The sequence below is a fragment of the Clostridium aquiflavi genome (assembly GCF_031344075.1).
Lineage (GTDB): Bacteria > Bacillota > Clostridia > Clostridiales > Clostridiaceae > Clostridium > Clostridium aquiflavi.
In genome coordinates this window covers 41,839-62,957 of record NZ_JAVJAN010000026.1, presented here as the reverse complement: position 1 = coordinate 62,957, position 21,119 = coordinate 41,839, and the positions used below count along the sequence as shown (strand labels likewise).

At 29.4% G+C, this 21,119-nt stretch carries 15 protein-coding genes, 3 riboswitches and 1 other annotated feature; of the genes, 2 read left to right on the top strand and 13 right to left on the bottom strand.

Annotated features, from left to right (window positions below):
* Positions 1-128 precede the first annotated feature (128 nt).
* Genes RGC78_RS10665 through RGC78_RS10650 form a run of 4 tightly spaced genes read right to left on the bottom strand, consistent with a single transcriptional unit; the run spans position 129 to position 3,548 of the window.
* Positions 129-779 carry a Dph6-related ATP pyrophosphatase gene (locus RGC78_RS10665; protein WP_309556620.1) on the bottom strand — a complete coding sequence of 217 codons (651 nt, stop codon included), beginning with the start codon at positions 777-779 and terminating at the stop codon, positions 129-131.
* Between the two features lie 56 nt (positions 780-835).
* Positions 836-1,597 carry an ABC transporter ATP-binding protein gene (locus RGC78_RS10660; RefSeq protein ID WP_252212740.1) on the bottom strand — a complete coding sequence of 254 codons (762 nt, stop codon included), beginning with the start codon at positions 1,595-1,597 and terminating at the stop codon, positions 836-838.
* Between the two features lie 15 nt (positions 1,598-1,612).
* Positions 1,613-2,638 carry a FecCD family ABC transporter permease gene (locus tag RGC78_RS10655; RefSeq protein ID WP_252212741.1) on the bottom strand — a complete coding sequence of 342 codons (1,026 nt, stop codon included), beginning with the start codon at positions 2,636-2,638 and terminating at the stop codon, positions 1,613-1,615.
* Positions 2,619-3,548 carry an ABC transporter substrate-binding protein gene (locus RGC78_RS10650; RefSeq protein ID WP_309556619.1) on the bottom strand — a complete coding sequence of 310 codons (930 nt, stop codon included), beginning with the start codon at positions 3,546-3,548 and terminating at the stop codon, positions 2,619-2,621. The genes RGC78_RS10655 and RGC78_RS10650 overlap by 20 nt, the downstream gene beginning before the upstream one ends.
* 198 nt (positions 3,549-3,746) lie before the next feature.
* Positions 3,747-3,924: riboswitch (cobalamin riboswitch) on the bottom strand.
* A gap of 205 nt (positions 3,925-4,129) precedes the next feature.
* On the opposite strand from RGC78_RS10650, the gene RGC78_RS10645 reads away from it, so the two are divergent.
* The gene (locus RGC78_RS10645) at positions 4,130-4,972 is read left to right on the top strand and encodes a phosphotransferase (RefSeq protein WP_309556618.1); all 843 of its coding nucleotides are present in this window, start codon (positions 4,130-4,132) and stop codon (positions 4,970-4,972) included.
* 46 nt (positions 4,973-5,018) lie between these two features.
* Here the strand turns inward: RGC78_RS10645 and RGC78_RS10640 are convergent, their stop codons facing one another.
* From RGC78_RS10640 to RGC78_RS10630, 3 genes are all read right to left on the bottom strand, one after another.
* On the bottom strand, positions 5,019-6,401 hold the full coding sequence (locus RGC78_RS10640; protein WP_309556617.1) for an amino acid permease: 1,383 nt from the start codon (positions 6,399-6,401) through the stop codon (positions 5,019-5,021).
* A 141-nt stretch (positions 6,402-6,542) separates the two neighbouring features.
* Positions 6,543-6,797 carry an alanine:cation symporter family protein gene (locus RGC78_RS10635; RefSeq protein WP_252212745.1) on the bottom strand — a complete coding sequence of 85 codons (255 nt, stop codon included), beginning with the start codon at positions 6,795-6,797 and terminating at the stop codon, positions 6,543-6,545.
* A 141-nt stretch (positions 6,798-6,938) separates the two neighbouring features.
* Positions 6,939-7,026, bottom strand: a riboswitch (glycine riboswitch).
* A 475-nt stretch (positions 7,027-7,501) separates the two neighbouring features.
* The gene (locus RGC78_RS10630) at positions 7,502-8,767 is read right to left on the bottom strand and encodes a cation:dicarboxylate symporter family transporter (protein WP_309556616.1); all 1,266 of its coding nucleotides are present in this window, start codon (positions 8,765-8,767) and stop codon (positions 7,502-7,504) included.
* Between the two features lie 370 nt (positions 8,768-9,137).
* Positions 9,138-9,397: a binding site (T-box leader), on the top strand.
* Positions 9,398-9,493: 96 nt separating this feature from the next.
* On the opposite strand from RGC78_RS10630, the gene asnB reads away from it, so the two are divergent.
* Positions 9,494-11,083 (top strand): asparagine synthase B, encoded by a 1,590-nt coding sequence (gene asnB / locus RGC78_RS10625; protein WP_252212747.1) that lies wholly within the window; start codon positions 9,494-9,496, stop codon positions 11,081-11,083.
* Between the two features lie 253 nt (positions 11,084-11,336).
* Here the strand turns inward: asnB and ade are convergent, their stop codons facing one another.
* The 6 genes from ade to RGC78_RS10595 form a co-directional block, all read right to left on the bottom strand.
* Entirely contained in the window at positions 11,337-13,082 is a 1,746-nt protein-coding gene (gene ade, locus RGC78_RS10620; RefSeq protein WP_309556615.1) for an adenine deaminase, read from the bottom strand.
* A 67-nt stretch (positions 13,083-13,149) separates the two neighbouring features.
* Positions 13,150-13,249: riboswitch (purine riboswitch) on the bottom strand.
* Between the two features lie 87 nt (positions 13,250-13,336).
* Complete coding sequence (locus RGC78_RS10615) at positions 13,337-15,298, bottom strand: glycine zipper domain-containing protein (RefSeq protein WP_252212749.1); 1,962 nt, start codon at positions 15,296-15,298, stop codon at positions 13,337-13,339.
* A 30-nt stretch (positions 15,299-15,328) separates the two neighbouring features.
* Entirely contained in the window at positions 15,329-16,357 is a 1,029-nt protein-coding gene (locus RGC78_RS10610; RefSeq protein ID WP_252212750.1) for a helix-turn-helix transcriptional regulator, read from the bottom strand.
* Positions 16,358-16,504: 147 nt separating this feature from the next.
* On the bottom strand, positions 16,505-16,747 hold the full coding sequence (locus RGC78_RS10605) for a hypothetical protein (protein ID WP_252226398.1): 243 nt from the start codon (positions 16,745-16,747) through the stop codon (positions 16,505-16,507).
* Positions 16,748-17,057: 310 nt separating this feature from the next.
* Entirely contained in the window at positions 17,058-20,417 is a 3,360-nt protein-coding gene (locus RGC78_RS10600; RefSeq protein WP_309556614.1) for a HEAT repeat domain-containing protein, read from the bottom strand.
* 150 nt (positions 20,418-20,567) lie between these two features.
* Entirely contained in the window at positions 20,568-20,942 is a 375-nt protein-coding gene (locus RGC78_RS10595) for a DUF956 family protein (protein ID WP_252212753.1), read from the bottom strand.
* Positions 20,943-21,119: the final 177 nt, after the last annotated feature.

Here is a 21,119-nt window from a genome sequence, read left to right as displayed (position 1 = left end):
TATACTCATTTTAGCATTCCTAAGTTCAATTACTCAGTCCACTTTGCTTATGCATATATCAACACTCTGCTAAAACATAGCCAAAAATTATTTTATCAATATTATGTATTTTTCTTTTATTCTTTATTCTAAATATCTAAATATCCATACTCTTGAGTTTTTATTATTCCTTTTTTAGAAAAATTTATTGGATAATTAAATAATGGACCATCATATACAAATGTATGATATTCCCCATTTTCACCACAAGCATCAGAACCTGTAGCTTTTATTTGTTCTACAACATCTGTAGTTAATACTTTTCCTAAAAAATCTTCAGACATACACTTAAGCTTTACATTCTTAATTACTGTTTTAAATCCTGAATCAATAAATTCATAAACTAAATCTTCCCTATTTTCTTGCCAAAGAGGAAATACAGCTTCAATGCTTGCTTCATTACATCTATCCGTACACCATGCTCTATGTGGTTCTAAATCAATATCACCAAATACACAAGAATCTATCCCATGTTTTTCTCTAGCACAAATTAATGCTTTTGTAAAAGTCGCTTCATAATCATTTCCACCCTCTGAATCAACTAATAATAAAGATATATTCAGAGAATCTGCCATTTCTCTAATTAAATTTTCAGGCACCCCATGAAACCAAGATCTACAATTTTTTCTATCAACAGTAACAAGTAAAACTTCTGGCTTATGTCCTGCTTTTATCATTCTATATAAAGCCAAAGTACTATCTTTGCCACAACTATAAGACATAATAAACTTTTTAACCATAATTAACTTCCTTTCATACTTATGTATTAAAAATAGATATAATATATGTGTATAATTTAATTATCCTTCCACTTTTCCAGTGCATTAATCATAAATTCTTTAATATCTATTCCATAAACCTCTTTCAACTCTTCGCCACTAAAGACTTCCTTTGGTGTACCTTCCTTGATGATTTGCCCTTCATTTAATAACAGCACTTTTTCACCAAAAGTTTGAACTAGGTTTAAATCATGTAATACCGCTATTACTATTCTATTATTTTCTTTTGTCCAGCTTTTTAAATATTTTAGTATTTGAATCTGACATCTTAAATCCAGATGATTTGTTGGTTCATCTAAAAGTATTACTTCTGGATCTTGTGCAAATGCTCTTGCCAAGTAAACTCTTTGAAGCTGTCCTCCTGACAATTCAGTTATTAGCTTATCCTTTAAATTCGATATCCCAACATTATCTAGACACCTTAAGACCATGTCCTTATCTTCATTACTTGGCTTTCCAAATACTCCATTTATATGAGCATATCTACCCAATAATACTGTTTCAAAAACAGTATAAGGAAAATATATATTACTTGATTGGCTCATAAGAGCTATCTTTGTTGCTAACTTTTTTCTATTCAACTTACGTATTTCTTTTGAATCAAGAGTAATATTGCCTTTATAATCTATCAAATTTGCTATAGATTTTAATAATGTACTTTTCCCACAACCATTAGGTCCAACTATACAAAAGTTATTTCCTCTTTCAATATTAAAGGTTATATTTTTAACTACGTCTAAATTATCATATCCACAACTTAGCCCCTCTATCTTTAACATGCTTTTCACCTACTTTTATTTTTTAAAGTATATATAAGCAAAAAATGGTGCTCCAATTAATGCAGTTATGGCGCCAACTGGCAACTCTGATGGTACAATTATTGTTCTTGAAACTAAATCTGTTATTACCATCAAACATCCTCCAAATACTGCTGACATTGATATTACATATGAATGGTTTGATCCAAATATCTTTCTAACAACATGAGGTGCTATTAAATCAACAAAACCAATTACTCCACTTAATGCAACTGCACTACCCGTAAGAAACGCTACAAATAAAAATAAATTTCTTTTAACCTTATTTGTCTCAACACCTAATGCCTTTGCCTCATCTTCTCCAAATGTTAATACATCCATTTCCCTACAATAAATCATTACGCCAACTAATCCAATAATATAAAAAGGTATTGAAGCCTTAACGTAACTCCATCCTCTCATTGCGAATGAACCCATTTGCCACATTACAATACTTTGCATTTTATCACTAAACAATGCTGAAATTGTAGTTAATATTGCATTACAAAATAGTGAAAATACCATACCAACAAGAATTATTCTACTACTCGATATAGCGCTATCTGCTTTTTCACAAAGTTTAAGAACTACAATCATTGTAACCAAACTACAAACAAATCCAACTATTGGCATTGTTAAGTTGCCTAAAAATGGAATATAAGCACCACTTACAATTAATATTCCTACACCTAATGAGGCTCCAGAAGACAGACCTAAAGTATATGGTGATGCTAATGTATTTTTAAGAACTGACTGAGTTACAGCACCACTTACACCTAATGATCCCCCAACAATAAAGGCTAATAATACCCGTGGTAATCTTACATTCCAAATTATTACTACCTGGCTTGAATCAATTCCATCACTTAATGGAACACTAAAAATTTTATGGCCTAGAATTGAAATAATATCTAAAATACCAATATTGGAACTCCCAATGGAAGTTCCAATGCATAAAATTAAAAATACTAGCGGAATTGATAGCATTAATAATATTCTATTTTTATAAGTCTTTGTATTCATCTGGATAAATAACCTTTGCCATTTTCTTTAATGCTTTAATTATATTTTGTGATGGTCTTGAAGAAGCATTATTATCAATCATATATACATCACCATTCTTAACAGCTGTGATTGTGTTCCATCCTTCACGGCTAGTTATATCCTCTATTGCAGTTTTTTCATTTCCGCTAAGCCCTAAATTATTTGTTAAAATAACATGGGGATTTGCTGCAATTACTGACTCTTCTGAAGTTGTTATCCAAGAATTTTGGTCTCCAAAAATATTTTTAGCTCCAACTACTTCTATCATTTCATTTAAAAAAGTATCTTTACCAAAAGTAAATAAACCTGAACCTGAGCCTATTTCAAAATAAACACTTTTCTTTTCTGTAATAGTATCAGAAATAGTTTTTATTGCATTAACTTCTTTTTTCATATTTTCTACTATTTCTTTACCTTTCAATTCAGTATCTGTTATTTGTGCCATAAACTCTATATCGCCATAAATACCATCAATACTGTAACTGCTTGGTATATATACAACTGCTATTCCTGCTTGTTTTATTAAAGCAAATGGATCTTCATCCCCTACTTTATTATGCCCAGAGGCTATTATCATGTCTGGCTTTAACGAAATGATAGCTTCAACATCTGGATTTCTAAAATCTAATTGTGGCAATTCAGGATTAACACCTTCGATATCTGTTGAGTAATTATCTATTGCAATTAATTTATCACCTAAGCCTAATCCCATTAATACCTCTGTATTTGATGGTGCCGTTGAAATTATTTTATTAATTTCCTTAGGTGCTACAAATTCATTACCTTCTCTATCACGCATCGCAGTTATTTTTTCAGTACAACCTACTAAAACTGACATAAACATTGCTAAAATCATTAATAATGATATGAGTTTTCTTTTGTGTTTCATTTCCATTCCTCCTAAAAAATATTATCAGTGCAACTTAATAATTATCAGTTAAAAATCATATTAACTCAAAAAAGAGCCACTCTTTTTGAGAGTAGCTCTAAAAATACATACTAAGAATTTTATATTAGTTATAGTTTATATCTTTATTAAGCATAACAATAAATTAATAAATATTTATTATCTCACCCTCAGAAGATAATATGAATTCTATATATGGCAGGTCTCCCGACTTCACTTCATCCTACTTTTCTCACCTTCCCGAATTTTACAGTGGTGTATTTAAGAATTTCGTCAGTTTCACGGTTACTGGGATAGTTTGGGGTTTTCACCCAATTCCCTATTAAGTCAATAAAACACCTTATACAGTTTAATTTTCATACTGATTATATCCTTCAATATATTACTTGTCAAACAAAATCTTTTCTTCATGAAACCATCTTAGTTTAAACAATTACATTAATTACTAATTAACTACAATCAATTCTTTATTAAACTTTGTATAAATCTTTTATTCCCTTTTCTAATGTTTTTTGTTATAATTCTTTATTATTTTATATAAATGAATTAGGAGAATATTTAAAATGAATGAAGAGTTATTGTTTTTATTAAAACAAAATACTAATTGGAATACTGACCTCGTTACCTCTGTAGAAAGAATAGGTGGACTTAATAATAATAACTATAAAATTTCATATAATGGTAATGATTTTTTTATTAGAATTTGCACCAATCTATATTTAGATAATGATAGAGCAACTGAATTTCAAATTATAAATAAAGCTTCTACTATTAGTTTAACTCCTAAACCTTATTATTTTTCTATCAAAAGTGGTAATATGATTCTTCCTTGGATAAAGGGTAACATGCCTACTGAAGATGAATTCTCATCTATTAATTTTATTAACAAATTGACTAAAAGATTAAAAGAACTTCATAATTTAAATTGTGAAAAGCTCTTTAAACCTTTTAATCATATAAAAACTAGAATTGATTTATGTAAAAAATTCAATATCTCTTTACCTAATTATATTGATACACTTTTTAAAAAATTAAATTATCTAGAATTTATTCTAAATAATAATCCAACTATAGGCTTATGTCACAATGATCTTAATTGTTCAAATATACTTCTTTCAAAGAACAACTTATATTTTATTGATTATGAATATTCAGCCATGGGCGATGTTTTTTGGGATCTTGCTACAATATCATGGTTCCTTAATGATAATTGTAGAAAGAATTTATTAATACAATATTTTGGTTATTATAAAGAAGAAGATTATAAAAAACTATTAGATTTTTTATATGTAGTTAAATTTTATAATGCAACATGGTCATTATTAAAAACTAAAGATCCAAACAATGATTATGATTATCTTAACGGGGCTAATATTATTTTTGAAGATTTAAGACAAAACTCTTAAATAATTAATCTATTGTCATACAAATGTCTAACGTAAGTGAGTTAACCTATACTAAATTTCTTTTTACATTTTCTTCATTTTTCTTTTTTGATTTAAGTATCTTGTAAATCATACCAAGCATTATAAACCATACAGGTGTTACAAATAGGGCTACACGAGTTTCATTATTAAGTGCCAATACGACTATAACAAAAGCAAAAAATGATAGAATTATATAGTTTACCATTGGATAAAATGGCATTTTGAATTTACTCTTAGTAGCAAGCTCAGGATTAGTTTTGCGATATCTTAGATGGCAGATAACTATAATTGCCCAAATGAAGATAAAGCAGAATGTTGATATACTTGTAATAAGTACAAACACCCCTTCTGGTATAATATAGTTCAGAATAACTGAAATCAATATGACAGTTGCAGAAAACATTGTAGCATTAGAAGGTACTTGATGAGAAGTTAATTTTTTCATTGACTCAGGTGCATTATTTTCTTTAGCAAGAGAGTAAACCATACGACTTGTGCTGAAGATACCGCTGTTACAAGCAGATGCAGCTGATGTTAGTACAACGAAATTCACAATACTTGCTGCTGCTGCGATTCCCACTGCAGCAAATACCTGTACAAATGGGCTTTTATCTGGATTAATTGAATTCCATGGGTATATACTCATAATAACAGTAAGTGCTCCGATATAGAAAATAATAATTCTAATTGGAATATTATTAATAGCCTTTGGAATAACATGTTCTGGATTTTCAGTTTCACCAGCTGTTAAACCAACTAATTCGATTCCAGTAAAAGCAAATACAACCATTTGGAAAGAAAGGATAAAACCTCTTAACCCATTTGGAAACCAGCCACCATGACTCCAAAGGTTTGTAAAGCTAGATATACCCGCATCTGTAGAAAATCCTTTAATAATCATAAATGTACCAATTATAATTAGTGATAAAATTGCAACAACTTTAATTAAGGCAAACCAGAATTCCATTTCACCAAATAACTTTACTGTGGTAAGATTCATAATTAGTAAAATTACAAGAACTATAAGGCTTGGAACCCATTGAGCTATATTCGGGAACCAATATTGTATGTAAAGTCCAGCAGCAGTTAAGTCAGCCATAGCAAGTGAAATCCAACAAAACCAGTAGGTCCATCCAGTAATAAATGCGGCTCTATCTCCTAGATAATCATATACAAAGTCTACAAAAGAATGGTAGTTCAAATTAGAAAGCAATAATTCCCCAAGGGCACGCATAATAAAAAAACAAATTATCCCTGTTATCATATACGCAAATAAAATAGATGGACCTGCCAAGTGAATTGACCTGCCTGCACCAAGGAATAATCCCGTACCAATTGCACCTCCAATTGCAAGTAATTGAACATGACGATTTTTTAGTCCTCTCGATAAATTTTGATTTTCTGACATATGTATTCCGCCTTTCTAAATGTTACTGTTTTTAAATCTGTGTTACTGAGATCACAATTTTCTAGAATTATTATTGGGCCATTGAAATATAGCTTTCTATTTCTATAATGCCCCAAAAAAGTATTATTGATGTTAGTACTGTTATAAAGCATAACTACAAGATATAGTAGCTGCTAATACAGTACATAATGTTGCAAAACTAGTAACATCACCTTCTACATTGTGCTCTTTTTCACTTTTCTCAAAAAGAAATTTTAGAGAAAGAGACAATTTGAGTAATTGAATTAATCCTAGACGTACAGTAAGACAGATTCTAGTTTCCATTAGTAAGACTAAAAGTGGAACCCCCAATACTATAAAATCGATTTGAGTAAGTACTTTTGTTAATTGATCCATTTTATCCCTCCATGTTAGTCAAAAAGCATGTACTAAAAAATACTTTTTCCTAATATAAGTATTTTGTTATTGGAGATACAAATGGGAATAGATAAAATCTAAATGAAGTAATATATAATGTATTACTTTTATAAGATATGCTACCTTTCCCCTGTCCTTTTACCTGAGAGTTTCGTCTTACGACTTTCTCCTTCGGTGCTCTATTTCGAGTCTCTCCAAGGGTTCATCCAATAGCGGTCATCTCTAATTAAATAGGTACCTGAAAGATTTACTTCTTCGGTGCATGACCATAGTCACAACTCTCCCACTATCTTCGTCTGAACTGTTAAAATATATACTAGTCTATTTTTAATAAAGTTGCAACAATTTCTTCATTTTTTTATTAAAATAAAAATGTTATTTCATAATAATTGCTAAAAACATCTATTATAAGATAATAACATGTTCCATTTATAGTAAATAATTTAAATAATAAAACTACTTCTATAAATGTGATATTTTAATATCAAAAAAACTAAATGTTCTATGGTTGAGAAATTTAAAAAGATCTGACTCCAATTAAATATCGAAGTCAGATCTTAACTTTATAATTTTTGTGCTAATTCTTTTGCGCTGATTTTTGTATAATTATTGTTAAAAGACTTGTATTCAATATTTTCTTAATTATACGTATCAATCCAGTTTAATTTATTAATTTTATTTAATTATGCTACATTTTTAATGGATTCAAAATATTTTTTTCCTTCTTCATCGTTATATTTTCCTTCCCATTTAGATATAACAACAACAGCCAATGAGTTTCCAATTACATTAACAGTAGTTCTTGCCATATCAACAATACGATCGATTCCAGCAATAAAAGCTACCCCCTCTACAGGAATACCTACAGAACCTACAGTAGCTAATAAAACAACAAAAGATGCACCAGGCACTCCTGCCATACCTTTTGAAGTAATCATTAATACAAATACTAAATTAATTTGAGTAGCAAGTGGTAAATGAATTCCATATATTTGTGCAATAAAAAGTGCTCCAATAGCTTGATATAATGTAGATCCATCTAAGTTAAATGAGTATCCTGTTGGAATAACAAATGATGTAATTGACTTTGGACATCCGAACTTCTCCATTTTTTCCATAAGTTTTGGTAAAACCGCTTCAGAGCTTGCTGTAGTATATGCAAGAATAATTTCATCTTTTAAAATTTTTATAAGTGCCATAATACTTATTCCAAATATTTTTCCCACAAAACCAAGCACTACAAGTACAAAGAAAATCATAGCACCATAAACAGTAATAACTAATTTTCCTAATGGAATTAAGGAAGCTAGTCCAAATTTAGAAACTGTTACACCTATTAAACCAAATACCCCTAGCGGAGCAAGTTTCATAATTTGATTCGTTACCCAAAACATTGCATCAGCCACGCCTTGACAAACAGCAAGAACTGGTTTCCCTTTATCACCAATTGCAGCAACACCTAAACCAAACATAACTGAAAAGAATATAACAGCAAGTAAATCACCTTTAGCAAATGATTCAAAAATATTAGTTGGAACAATATTTATAAATGTATCCATAAAACCATGATTAGATGCTGCTTCTACGGTACTCATATATTTATCAATACTAACTGCTGAAAGCTCCTGAATATTTACACCAGTTCCTGGATGAACTAAATTTGCTACTAATAAACCTAATATAATAGCACCTGTAGTTACTACTTCAAAATAAAGTATTGTTTTTCCACCAATTTTACCTACTTGTTTAATATCACCTACACCGGCAACACCAACAACAAGTGATGAAAATACAATAGGAACAACTATCATTTTGATTAATCGGATAAAAATATCCCCAAACGGTTGTAGATATGACTCGACAACTGGATTACCATAGAAAACTGCTCCTATTATAATACCTAGTGTAAGTCCAATAAGAATTTGAATTGCTAGTCCTAATTTTTTCATTTAAAGTCCCTCTCAATTGTCTATAATTTTTATCATTAGATTTATTATACTGGAATATATTCAACAAAATTCCATATAAAATTCCAATTCACAGCATATAGTATAACATAAATAAAAATATTTATCCCTATGTTTTAAAATTCCAAATGTACAACCATTATAATTGCATATTTTTTTAATTCTCTTTAAAACTTGATATGCAAAACATGATCATTGAAACCCACTATTTTTAAATTTCAATAAGGATTTATACTTGTCCAATATCTTAGAAACTTAATTTTATTTAAAAAATATTTTATAAATCTCTTGACTGATTATAAAATTCCAAGTAAAATGAAATAAATTTAAATTTACATTTCAAACAATCAATATAAAAGCCTTGATGGGAAGAGTAGTTATTATGAGGTAGTCAAAGCGAATCAGTAATGGTGAGAGACTGATACGAAACTAATAATGAAGAACATCCCGGAGCTTCCAAACGAAATTTATTAAGAGTAGTCTTGGACGGAGCCAAACCGTTATAGCTTGGACAGTATCGAATTTATTTAGTTAATTCCGTACTGATTAAAGTGAGCTTTTTTTAAGCTAATTTAGGTGGTACCACGGAAGTTTAAGTCTTTCGTCCTATGTTTATAGGATGAAGGGCTTTTTTTATTACAAAAAAGTTTAATAGAGATAAATATTTGAACAATTACATTTTTTATTTAACTGAGGAGGAATATTAATATGTGTACAATTATGTGTTATACAGGAACAGACATGAAACATGAAAAATTTGCTGGGGCATTACAAAGAACTGAGTCTAGAGGACCAGATATGACTGAAATTCTAACTTTACCATCTGGTATTTTAGGTTTTCAAAGACTTGCTATTATGGATTTAAGTTTTGGTGGAATGCAACCATTCACAAGAAAAAAAGATGCATCTATCTGTAATGGTGAAATTTATGGATTCCGTAAATTAAAAGAGGAACTAATGGCAAAAGGGCATAAATTTATTTCTGACAGTGATTGCGAAATATTACTTCCAATGTACTTAGAGTACGGGCTAGATATGTTCTCAAAATTAGATGCAGAATTCGCAGCCGTTATCTATGATGGAGAAAAGGATACTTTCATTGCAGCAAGAGATCCAATTGGAATTCGTCCTCTATTCTATGGCTATTCTGAATGTGGTAAAATCATGTTTGCCAGTGAAGCTAAAAATTTAGTTGGTCTTACAGAAAAGATTATGTCATTTCCACCAGGACATTATTATGCTGATGGTAAATTTACATGCTACTGTGATATCGCATCAGTAAAGGGTGATTACTGCAAAGATGACTTAGACGTTATTTGTAGTAACATTCATGACAAATTAGTAACTGCTATAGAAAAACGTATGGATGCTGATGCTTCAGTAGGATTCTTATTAAGTGGTGGCTTAGACAGCTCATTAGTATGTTCAATTGCTCAAAAAATGTATCCTGACAAACCAATAAAAACTTTTGCTATAGGTATGACAGAAGATGCAATTGACTTAAAATACGCAAAAGAAGTTGCAGATTACATTCATAGTGATCATACTGTTGTTTACATGACCAAAGAAGAAGTTCTTGACTCACTAGAAGAGGTTATTAAACTTCTTGGAACATTTGATATTACAACAATAAGAGCTAGTATTGGTATGTATTTAATTTGTAAAAAAATACATGAGATTTCTGATGTGAGAGTACTTCTAACTGGTGAAATTTCTGATGAATTATTTGGATATAAATATACTGATTTTGCTCCAAATGCAGAAGAATTCCAAAAAGAATCACAAAAGAGAATTAAAGAACTCTTTATGTATGATGTACTTAGAGCGGACCGTTGTATCGCATCTAATTCTTTAGAAGCAAGAGTGCCATTTGGTGATTTAGATTTTGTAAAATATGTTATGTCTATTGACCCTGAAAAGAAATTAAACAAATACAATATGGGGAAATACCTTTTAAGGCATTCTTTTGAAGGTGATTATCTTCCACATAATATTTTATATCGTGAAAAAGCAGCCTTTAGCGATGCTGTAGGACATTCTATGGTAGATTATTTAAAGGAGTATGCAGAAACAGTCTATAGTGGTGAAGATTTTGATAAAACAAGTGAAAAGTATAACTACCATGCTCAACCATTTACAAAAGAATCATTGCTATATAGAGAAATTTTTGAAAAATACTATCCAGGCCAAGCAAAAATGATAGTTGATTTTTGGATGCCAAACAAAGAGTGGGAAGGCTGTGCTGTAGACGATCCTAGTGCCCGAGTATTATCAAATTATGGTGATAGCGGACTATAATTAAAAAATAAATTTAATTTATTTTTTATGGTTATTTTTTAGCTTCATTATTATTTAAAGCAACTTCATCATATGTGATGAAGTTGCTTATATACTTTGTTATTTCCCAAGAAATAACATCAATAAAAAATCATGACTATTTCACATGTTCTAATTTTAAGTTTAAAAATCAGTTGCTAAAATCTGTTCTCTTCTCTAACTTCAAAATAATAAACATTTTCATTAAAATGTACTTTTTTCAAACATAAATTTTTTAAGCTTGAACTTTTATATGAGAAAATGTTTTAAATTCAAACAATCCCATATCTGTTAACTTAATTTCTGGAATAACTGGAAGAGTTAAGAATGATAAAGTTAAAAAAGGATTAAAATCTGCATTAACTCCTATTATACTTAAAGCTTGATTTAAAATTTTAAGTTGTTGTTGAACCTCTAAATAGCCATTCTCAGATATTAATCCTCCTATAGCAAGAGGTAATGATGCTATAATTTCTTTACCTGAAGCAATTGCAATTCCTCCATTCATCTTTTTAAGATGATTAACTGCTAAAAACATTTCTTCATCAGAAGTTCCAACAACTACAATGTTATGGGAATCATGAGCGACCGTTGTTGCAATTGCTCCATTTTTTATACCAAATCCTTTAACAATTCCCAATCCAATATTTCCTGTTGCGTGATGTCTTTCTATTACAGCCATCTTTAATTGGTCATTAGAAATTGATGTACTAAAATTGCCTTTATCTATATCAACTTTTTCAACTCTATGATGTGTTATTAAACTATTAGGAACTATTTCTATTACATTGCATAAATCAGAAGATAAAGATATTTCAAAAGCATTTTTTTCTAACTCTTTCATATTTATCTTAGGTAACTTCAGAGCTAATTCTTTACTGTTATCATTTGTTTTAAATTCTTCTTTCTTTATTTTCCCATTATCTACAACACATATCCCCTTCTTTAAAACTTTATCTATTGAAATATTCTGTAATTCATCTAATATTAATAAATCAGCTTGATACCCTGGTGCTATTGCTCCAAAACTACGAAGACCAAAAAATTCTGCTGCATTAATTGTTACCATTTGAATAGCTGTAACTGGATCTAGTCCTTCTTTTATTGCAAGCCTAACATTATGATCTACGCTACCTTCAACAATTAAATCATCAGGTAACTTATCATCTGTAACCAATATACATCTTCTTGAATTTGTTGGAGTTACAACTTTTATTAGTTTTTTTAATTCTTTAGCTGCTGTACCTTCCCTAATCATTAAGTACATACCTAATTCTAAACGTTCCTTTGCTTCCTTAACATTAGCACATTCATGATCTGCATAAATCCCTGTAGATATATATACGTTTAGCTCTTCTTTGCTAAGTCCCGGAGCATGTCCATCTACAATACCTCCATTTAAATGAGCATTAATAATTTTCTGTAACATCTCTTCATTTAAATTCACTATAGACGAAAAATCCATAAATTCTGCGAGTCCTAAAACCCTTGGGTGTGTGTAAAAAGGTTGTAAATCTTCTGCATCAAGTTTTGCTCCACTATTTTCAAATGAAGTTGCTGGAACGCATGAAGGAAGCATAATAAATACATCTATCGGCAATTCTTCTGATGCATTTAACATAAAGCTGAGCCCATCTATACCTGCAACATTTGCAATTTCATGGGGATCAGCCATTACTGTAGTAACCCCATGTTGAATGAGAACTTTTGATAATTCATGTGGTGTCAACATTGTACTTTCTATATGCATATGGCCATCAATAAATCCAGGGACTATAACTTTATCCTGTGCATCTATAATTTTTTCGCCTTCATACTGACCAATGCCTGCTATAATTCCATCTGCAATAGCTATATCGCCTTTCATAATATCTCCAGTAAAAACATTTAGTATTTTTCCATTTTTCACAACTGTATCTGCCTTTACCTCCTTATTAGCTACTTTAATTCTTCTCTTCAATAAATTCATATCAATTTTCATAAGACACTACCTTCCTAAAATTACTAATTAAATTTTTTAAAATAAAAAATCCTGATTACAAAGAAAAAAGACGTATCCTTTTCTTTGTAATCAGGATTTTACGGTTCCTGGTAGATACCCTCAAACCATATTCTTGAGGTTATACAAATAATTTTTTCGTTAATTTTTAAATTATTATAACTTATAATAAATGCATTGTCAATTAATAGAAATATATTCTGATGTGATTAACATTATACCTATAATCAAAGCACTTAACTAGCTTGGTCTGATAATTCTTCTAGTACAACACGTAATCCATTTAACATATCAGCATCTGAAGGAATTTTTATCACCTCTCTCTTTTTAACTTCTTCTTCAACTAATGGCTCTAATACATTTTTAGCAAATAACTCTCTATTTGAACTTGCAAACATATCTTTAAGGAATTTTCCAGTTAATTTATCTTTTAATCTATCAATTATATTTTCAGCTTCTTTTTTATTAATCAAGTAGTCTTCAGCTAACTGTGTAAATACTTTTTCTACTATCTTCACCATTTTATTAGCATCATCTTCAATAAACTCATCTAATACAGCTCCTGATACTTTTCCGGCTGCGGCTCCACCTGCAAAAGAACCAAGTATTCCACCAACAAATCCACCAATAGCAGTTCCAACTATAGGTATTGCTGACCCAATTGCTGCACCTGCTGTAGCACCGCCTACCCATCCAGCAGTTCCACCTGCAACAGTAGATGCTGTATTAGCAACATTTTTAAATAGCTGACTTCCTGAAATTCTTCCTCTAAAAATATTTGCTACATCCAAACTAGATAATACGACAACTGAAACTGCACCAGTTATTGCATTTCCTCTTAGCATTTTAGCAGCACTCTTCATTGCAGCTGCACCATATATATTTCCTCCACTTCTAAATGCATTAACTAACATTGCTGATGCTTTGGGTCCCATTATACTTACAATCGCTTCCGAACTTCCTACTAATGCACTATTTAAACCAGCTTTTGATAATTGACTTGCTAATACTGCAGTTGCAAATGTAGTTCCACCAACTTTTAAACCAGAATAAGCCGCATTTTTTATAGCGACATCAAAGTCTTCTCCATTCCAAATAGAAGTTGCAAATGTTAACACTGAACTTATTCCCATTGCACCTGTTGCTATAATTGCACCATTAACAGCATCAAATGTAATAGATTCAACAGTTCCAAATTTTGCTATATTTTTAGCTTGTTCATATGTAAAATGTCCTCTTCTAACTATATCTTTAGCTTTTGATGGATCACTCACTCCTGAAACTTCACCATTTTTTATTCTATTTTCCATAGCTTTTACTGCTGAATCATACTTATCTGACGGAACTTCTATTTGCATTGGCGTTCCATCTGTATTTATATATCTTAGTTTGCCATTTTCAAAGCATTCAGAAATACACTTTGATCCACTTGCACAATATTTTGTCTGTATATTAACACCATTTACTACTCTGTCAGCTCCATCTTTGATTATACGCCCTGTATTAGGATCAATATCATCTCCTACTAAATTAACTTTTCCTTTTCCAAAAAAATCACCATTATTAATTTTATCATATAAATGATTAGCTTGTTCTGCTGCGAATCCATGACCCCTAGGTGTATTAAATTTATCCATCCCATAGATTGTACTTGCATTACTAACATTTCCATAAGTTATTCCTGCTACCACTCCCCCTATGTTATCTTTCATTTCTAGTTCTATATGTTCTATTCTTTCTCTATCCTCATCATCTAAATCCATAATTCCAGATGCTATTTCAAGAAAAATTTTTATATTTCTTTTACTCCATATCGTCGTAGTAACATAATATGTATAACGGTCAGTGGTAGTAATGCTAAGTTCTACAGATTGTGGGTTATATTTTAACTCACATATGTCTTCATACTTTACACTAAATTTTTTGGTTGAATTTTTAGGTGAATTTATATACATAGCTTTATCAGTAAAATAAATCCCTTCTGCAACATCACTCCAATCACCTAATATACAAATTACATCACTTCTTTTTTCACTAATAATACCAGATTTCATTAAAACATCCATAGCTTTTGTGTTTCTAGACTTGTCATATGAAAAACCATATATAGGTGCAGACCATTTTGGGGCACATAAAAAGAATTGATTTTTTTTATTAATTTCATAAATTACTTTTTCTAAATATTCTTTATTTTCCATTATTACTCCTCCAAATATAAAAATAATTAATTAGTTATTTTTATATAACTCATACATTTTTTGTATTGTTCCTTTTATTTCATCAACATAGTCTTTAGGCCATGTGACCTTTAGAAATTCTTTTTGTGAAAGAATCCATCTCTTTACGCCTTCACCATAAATCTCTGCTTTAACTTTATATCCTTTATCAGTTTTTCCAATAATCTTTGCTGTTGGTAATCTATCGAGTACTGCTTCTATAGAATCTCCAAAAAACTCAAATTCAATAGTCTTAAATTCACCAGTATACATAAACTGAACTTTCTTTCTATATTTATCCTCTTCAAACCTACCATAAGGATAAGTGGAGTTAATCTCTGTTTCTTTATAATTTTCAATTCTATCAACTCTAAATGGTATTTCAAATTTACTGCTTTCTTTATCAATTTCAGACACAAGATAGAAATAATATTCATTAAAAACTATTGCAATTGGATTTACTATATGATGCTTTTCTATTCCATCAGCTCGCTTATAATCAAACTCAACCTTTTTGCCTTTTTCAATACTTTTACGCATACTCCAAAGTTGATCAATTATATCTTTCTTATGATGAGGCTCAACATAATAAAGTTCTTCTTTTGCAATTATATTTTTCATAACTGATATATCTTCAATTTGAAATTCTAGTATATTTAACATTCTTCTTATTTCTTTTTTTGTAAATGCTCTTGATTGTATAATAACCCTAACAAAAGCATAAATATCGCTTTCACTAAAATCAATATCACTTTTTATATTTACCTTATGTATATTATCTTTTGGACAGTATTCTATTTTTCTGCATTCCCCAACACTGCCCTTCTTTTCATACTCATTCTCAAAATAGCCATTCAAACATTCAATATCTCTTCTGATAGTTCTTTCATTAACCTCAGAATCCCTTGCAAATTTCAACTTGTTAAATTGTTTTTCTTTATTAATTAAATTGTAAAGATTAAGAATTCTATATATAGTTCTTCTCTCTTTTATGGACTCTTCTTTTTCTTTAATATCTATTTTTTCTTCCATAACTTCCATTTTTATTATTCCTCCAACAATATTTTACTTAAAGTAATGTTTTTTGTATACTATTTTAAGTTAATTTATGATAATGCTTAGTACTATTTTCATGTTATTATCTTCTTTAAACTTTGTTTTTTCATTATTATTCGCCTCCATTTATTTTTATGCTTTTTTCTCTTTTCCTTCAAATATCTTAACTAATATCCATATAATTACACCTATTATAACTAACCATTTTGCTGCCATTCCTAAAAGCAACATCGCTATGTATCCAGCACTCCAACAACCTACAAATGTTGAAGTAACACCTGCGCATCCGAAATAGTAAACATTAAACATCTCATTTAGTAATAGAAATAATATTATTCCTATTACTAATCCAATAATCATTGCTATTACTTGCATAACCTACATCCTTTCTTTATTGATTAACTTTATTATAAATCGAGTGGTTGGACACATACTGACCATCTATTAATATTCTTCTGCAAAAATCATTGTACTGTAATAAACACTATCAATTACATATATATCTTTCAAATAATCACACATCTTAATAATTACTGCTTATAACTTCAATTGCTCCTTTTCTATTTTTGAGCAAAGAAAAAAACACATTGAATGTAACTTCAATGTGGTCTTTAAACACTACTACTTCTTTTAATCAAATAGCCTTCTTCTCATCAACTTTTTCTTGATTTCTTTCTTAAATAAATTATTCAATGGAAGTCCAAATATGTAATGCCTTTGAACAAATTTCAATATTTTTGTGATTTCTAAAAGTTCTTAATTTTTCGCAGCAATCTTCTCTCCACAATAAATCATTTCCTGCTGTTTCTAAAAGTGAAAGTGATATATACATCGCTTCAGTTATATCTTGTAAAATTATCTCATCTATTGATTTCATTAAATTTTCTGGATTATAATATCCCTTTAAGTTTTGTAATACTTTCGAAATTTCATTATATGAAAACTCCATAATATATGGTCTTTCTTTAAGTATTTGTGCAATATTATTTATATATTTTATAGTTTTTATTGAATTATCAAAATCTATACATGCTGTATAAAGTTTAATACTCATCTTTTTCAATGTTTCATCAGATTTTATAACTTCAATTATTTCTTCAAATAAAGGTATTAGCTTTTGTCTTGTCATTTTATTTAAAGATACAATTTTATTTACAAGAAAATTTAATCTTTGTATATGAGGCATATCTCTTTGAGATTTCCCATTAATGTCTTCTGTTATCCTTACATTAACCATAAATCTAACAGTATCTATTATATACTTATTTATATTGCCATCTACAACTACGCATATTAATAAATCCAAGGCCGACTTCCACTTGCCTGAATCATTTAAATCAGTTATCACTTTATAAGCAGAATTAGCAATGCTGTTCTCATCTATATTTATCCAATTTTTCATTGTAATAATAGCTTCTTTAGAAACTTCATTGTCATCTAAATCTGCAATTTTTAGTATTAATTTTAAATACCTATTTCTATATTTCTTTTGAAGATGATTTGAATATTGACTTAATAAGCTTTTAATAACATCCCCTTCCTTACATTCAATAAGTCTAGCTAAAATTTCCCATGCAAATTCATAATCTAAATACTTTCTAGCAACATGTCCTATTGCTATCTGTACATCTTTGTGTACATTTTCTTTTTTAGCTTCATTTAATAACAATTTAATGTTTTCTTCACTTCTATACTCTCCCAACAATCTTATAACTTCTTTTCTCACAGTTATTTTTAAATGTTCTCTTTGGAAAAGTTCATCAATAACTTTAGTAAAAGATTCATGATTCATATTTCTTATACATCTTGGTATAGAATACATGGCTGTTCTTGCTTTATCTCCATCTAAATTATCTAATAAAACTTTAATAGCTTTTTCAGGTTCTTCTGTAGTTGATAATGCATGTAAAGCTGATTCTGAAATAAGAACTTCACTACTTTTTACAAGACCATCAAAACATCTTAAATCAATATCTGACATTTTAGCTAATGCATGTATAGCCTGATGACGTTCATAATAACTATATTGTGATCCATTAGCTATTATTTTAAGTAATTTGCTGAAAGTCTGCTGCTGGCGTGGAAGATATTTATTAAATTTATCTACTGCTGGTAAAAGATAAATTGTCTCTCCACTTAAGAACTTACCCTTAATCACATTGCCTTCAATATATGGATCTAACCATTCTTGTCGTCTTGTATGAAGATGCAAAAAAACTTCGTTTATACATATAAATGATTTATCCATCTCTAACAATTCTTTAACTCTTTTATCTCTTGTCTTTTTATATGCTAGGTAATTTTTTGCAGCCTCTTTAGAATAGTTCTCATATTTTGACATTACTACTTCCTTTAATAATTCCTGAAGCTTTTCTATCTTATATCCTCGTTTTCCTAATAAATTAGCCATTTTAATTATGCAACTGTAATTTTCTCTTTTATTTAAGTCCTTCAATAAAGGATAAAATTCTTCAAAGATTATTTTTTCCAGTCCCTTTTCTATATCATCTAATTTAAATAAAAAAAGTATTGAGTTTCTTTTAGATAAACTAGTTAATGTATTTAATGCAAACTTGAATATTTTACTATTATTTTTATCTGTATTATGTTTTAAAATCTTAAAGGCTAATTTTCCCAAATAATTCAAAGTATCATAAGACGTATCTCTAGCTTCAATAACACTATTAAAAATAACTTCTAGAAGTTTTACATCTTTATCGTCATACAATGATGTCTGACAGTTAGAAAGCTCTTCCAAAACAGCTTTTCTTACTGGGTCTTGATCATTTTTAATACGAGATAAATAAGTCAAAGTTTCAGAAACTTCTCTCCTGCTCAATGCAGTGCTTTTTATGATTAATTTAAGTGCCAAACTACGTTCTTCTGCATTTGAAGCTTTAGCTTCTTTTTCCAAAATGCCCCTACTAAACTCAATATCACAATAAGCTAAAGTATTGATATATCTGTTTTTATTATTAAGAACTTCTTTAATATTTAGCATATTTTTAGCTATTTTATCACGGAGTTTACTAGGCAGTTCTTTTAATATTGCTCTATGAAAAACTTTCTTATTAACTTCATCCTCATCATATACACCATAAAAAAAATCTTCACGATTTGAAGGTGGAAGACTGTGAAGTATCTTTATAATATGATTAACTTTATTTTTAAGAATCTTACCTATTTCTATCCACTGATTTATAGTAAAGTTAACTTTTCTGCTAAAAATACATCTTGGAACACCATACAAGAGAAGCTCTTTTCTACATTCTTCTGATAAAAGTATACTGTGTACTTTAGAAGGATTTTTTCTAACAAGAATTCCAAACTGCTTAGATAAAATAGAATAAATTTTATCTCTTGGTGGAAAATTCATTGCACAATCTAATATAAATTCCCCATTAGACAAAACTAAGACTTCTACTGCATCAAAAAATGTATTCCAAACATACACCCTTTCCCTATCTTTTGCATCTTCTAAAGATTTCTTGAAATACTTTATAAATACTTTTTCATGGTAAACTGCTATTCTATTCCAATGATCAATTGCATACCCAATTTCATCAATATATTTTTCAACAGTTTCATCAGAGCATATTGCAAATATCCTCTTTGCCTCTCCTGCCCCATATTTTGAATACACAATAGGAAATAATCTTTCAGCTACATCCCTGCGATTTACATAGTAAATAGTGTTTAATAACTTCTTACGGCATTCGCAAGATAAATTTCTCATTTCTTTTTCAATTTCATCTACTGATCCATGTTTAGCTAAAAGTTTAGCTGCTTTTATTCTTATGCTATTTTTGTGGTGACTTAAAGCTTTTGTAATAATTTCACAATTCCTGATAACATCTGCACCAACTAGAGCCAAGTTAGCTTCATATTCCCCACCTTCTAATAAAGAATACAATAACTTTATACATTTATCTTTATCCATATCACGTGCTAATAATGCAACTTTTTGTACTCTCTCAGAATATCCTAATGAGTCTAATTCTTTAATCAAACTCTTTTTCTTATTTATAATGTTACTAAAAAACATATATAACTCCTTAACTTTTATTCATATATTTACATTATCGCTTATATATGGATAAACTTAAGTTCGTGACTCTTATAACATAGTTATTAACCTTTTAACCATTCTACTGTATCACAACTAACTCTTACAGATTATAACTTCTTTAGTTGATCAACTCTTTTTAAACATGGATTTAGCTGCTCGTTTCACAACATCAAAAAAACTTAAAGAATTAACCATATGATCTGGATCAACATAATTTCGAACAGTACGAAGCACTCTTTTTGCTTCTTTAGAAGCAAAGGTATAAGTACCATTTTTTTTCGTTTGGATTGCATATCGCGGAATCCATTTTCCTTTAAACAATACAGATGCAATGACATAGTCAACTTCTTCCCAAGGAATTTGAATATATTTGTGAGGATCACGAGAATTATAGAACTCAAAGCCTTTGTCGCCTATCATTATTTTTCCATAATCTGCAAGCCCAGTAAAAGCTGTTGCATCAATCGCTAGATCCACTTTTGTATTCAGTGATTGAACCATCTAATCTACCTCTTTTCTACTTAATACATACATTTATTTTTATTATATATTTTTTATATGTTTCTATCAATTGTTGAAAAATTTATTAAAAATAATACTTATTTAACCAATTTATTTCATTAGTATTATAAAAATTATTTTTTTGAATGTGCCTCAACTACTTTATATGTTAACAAA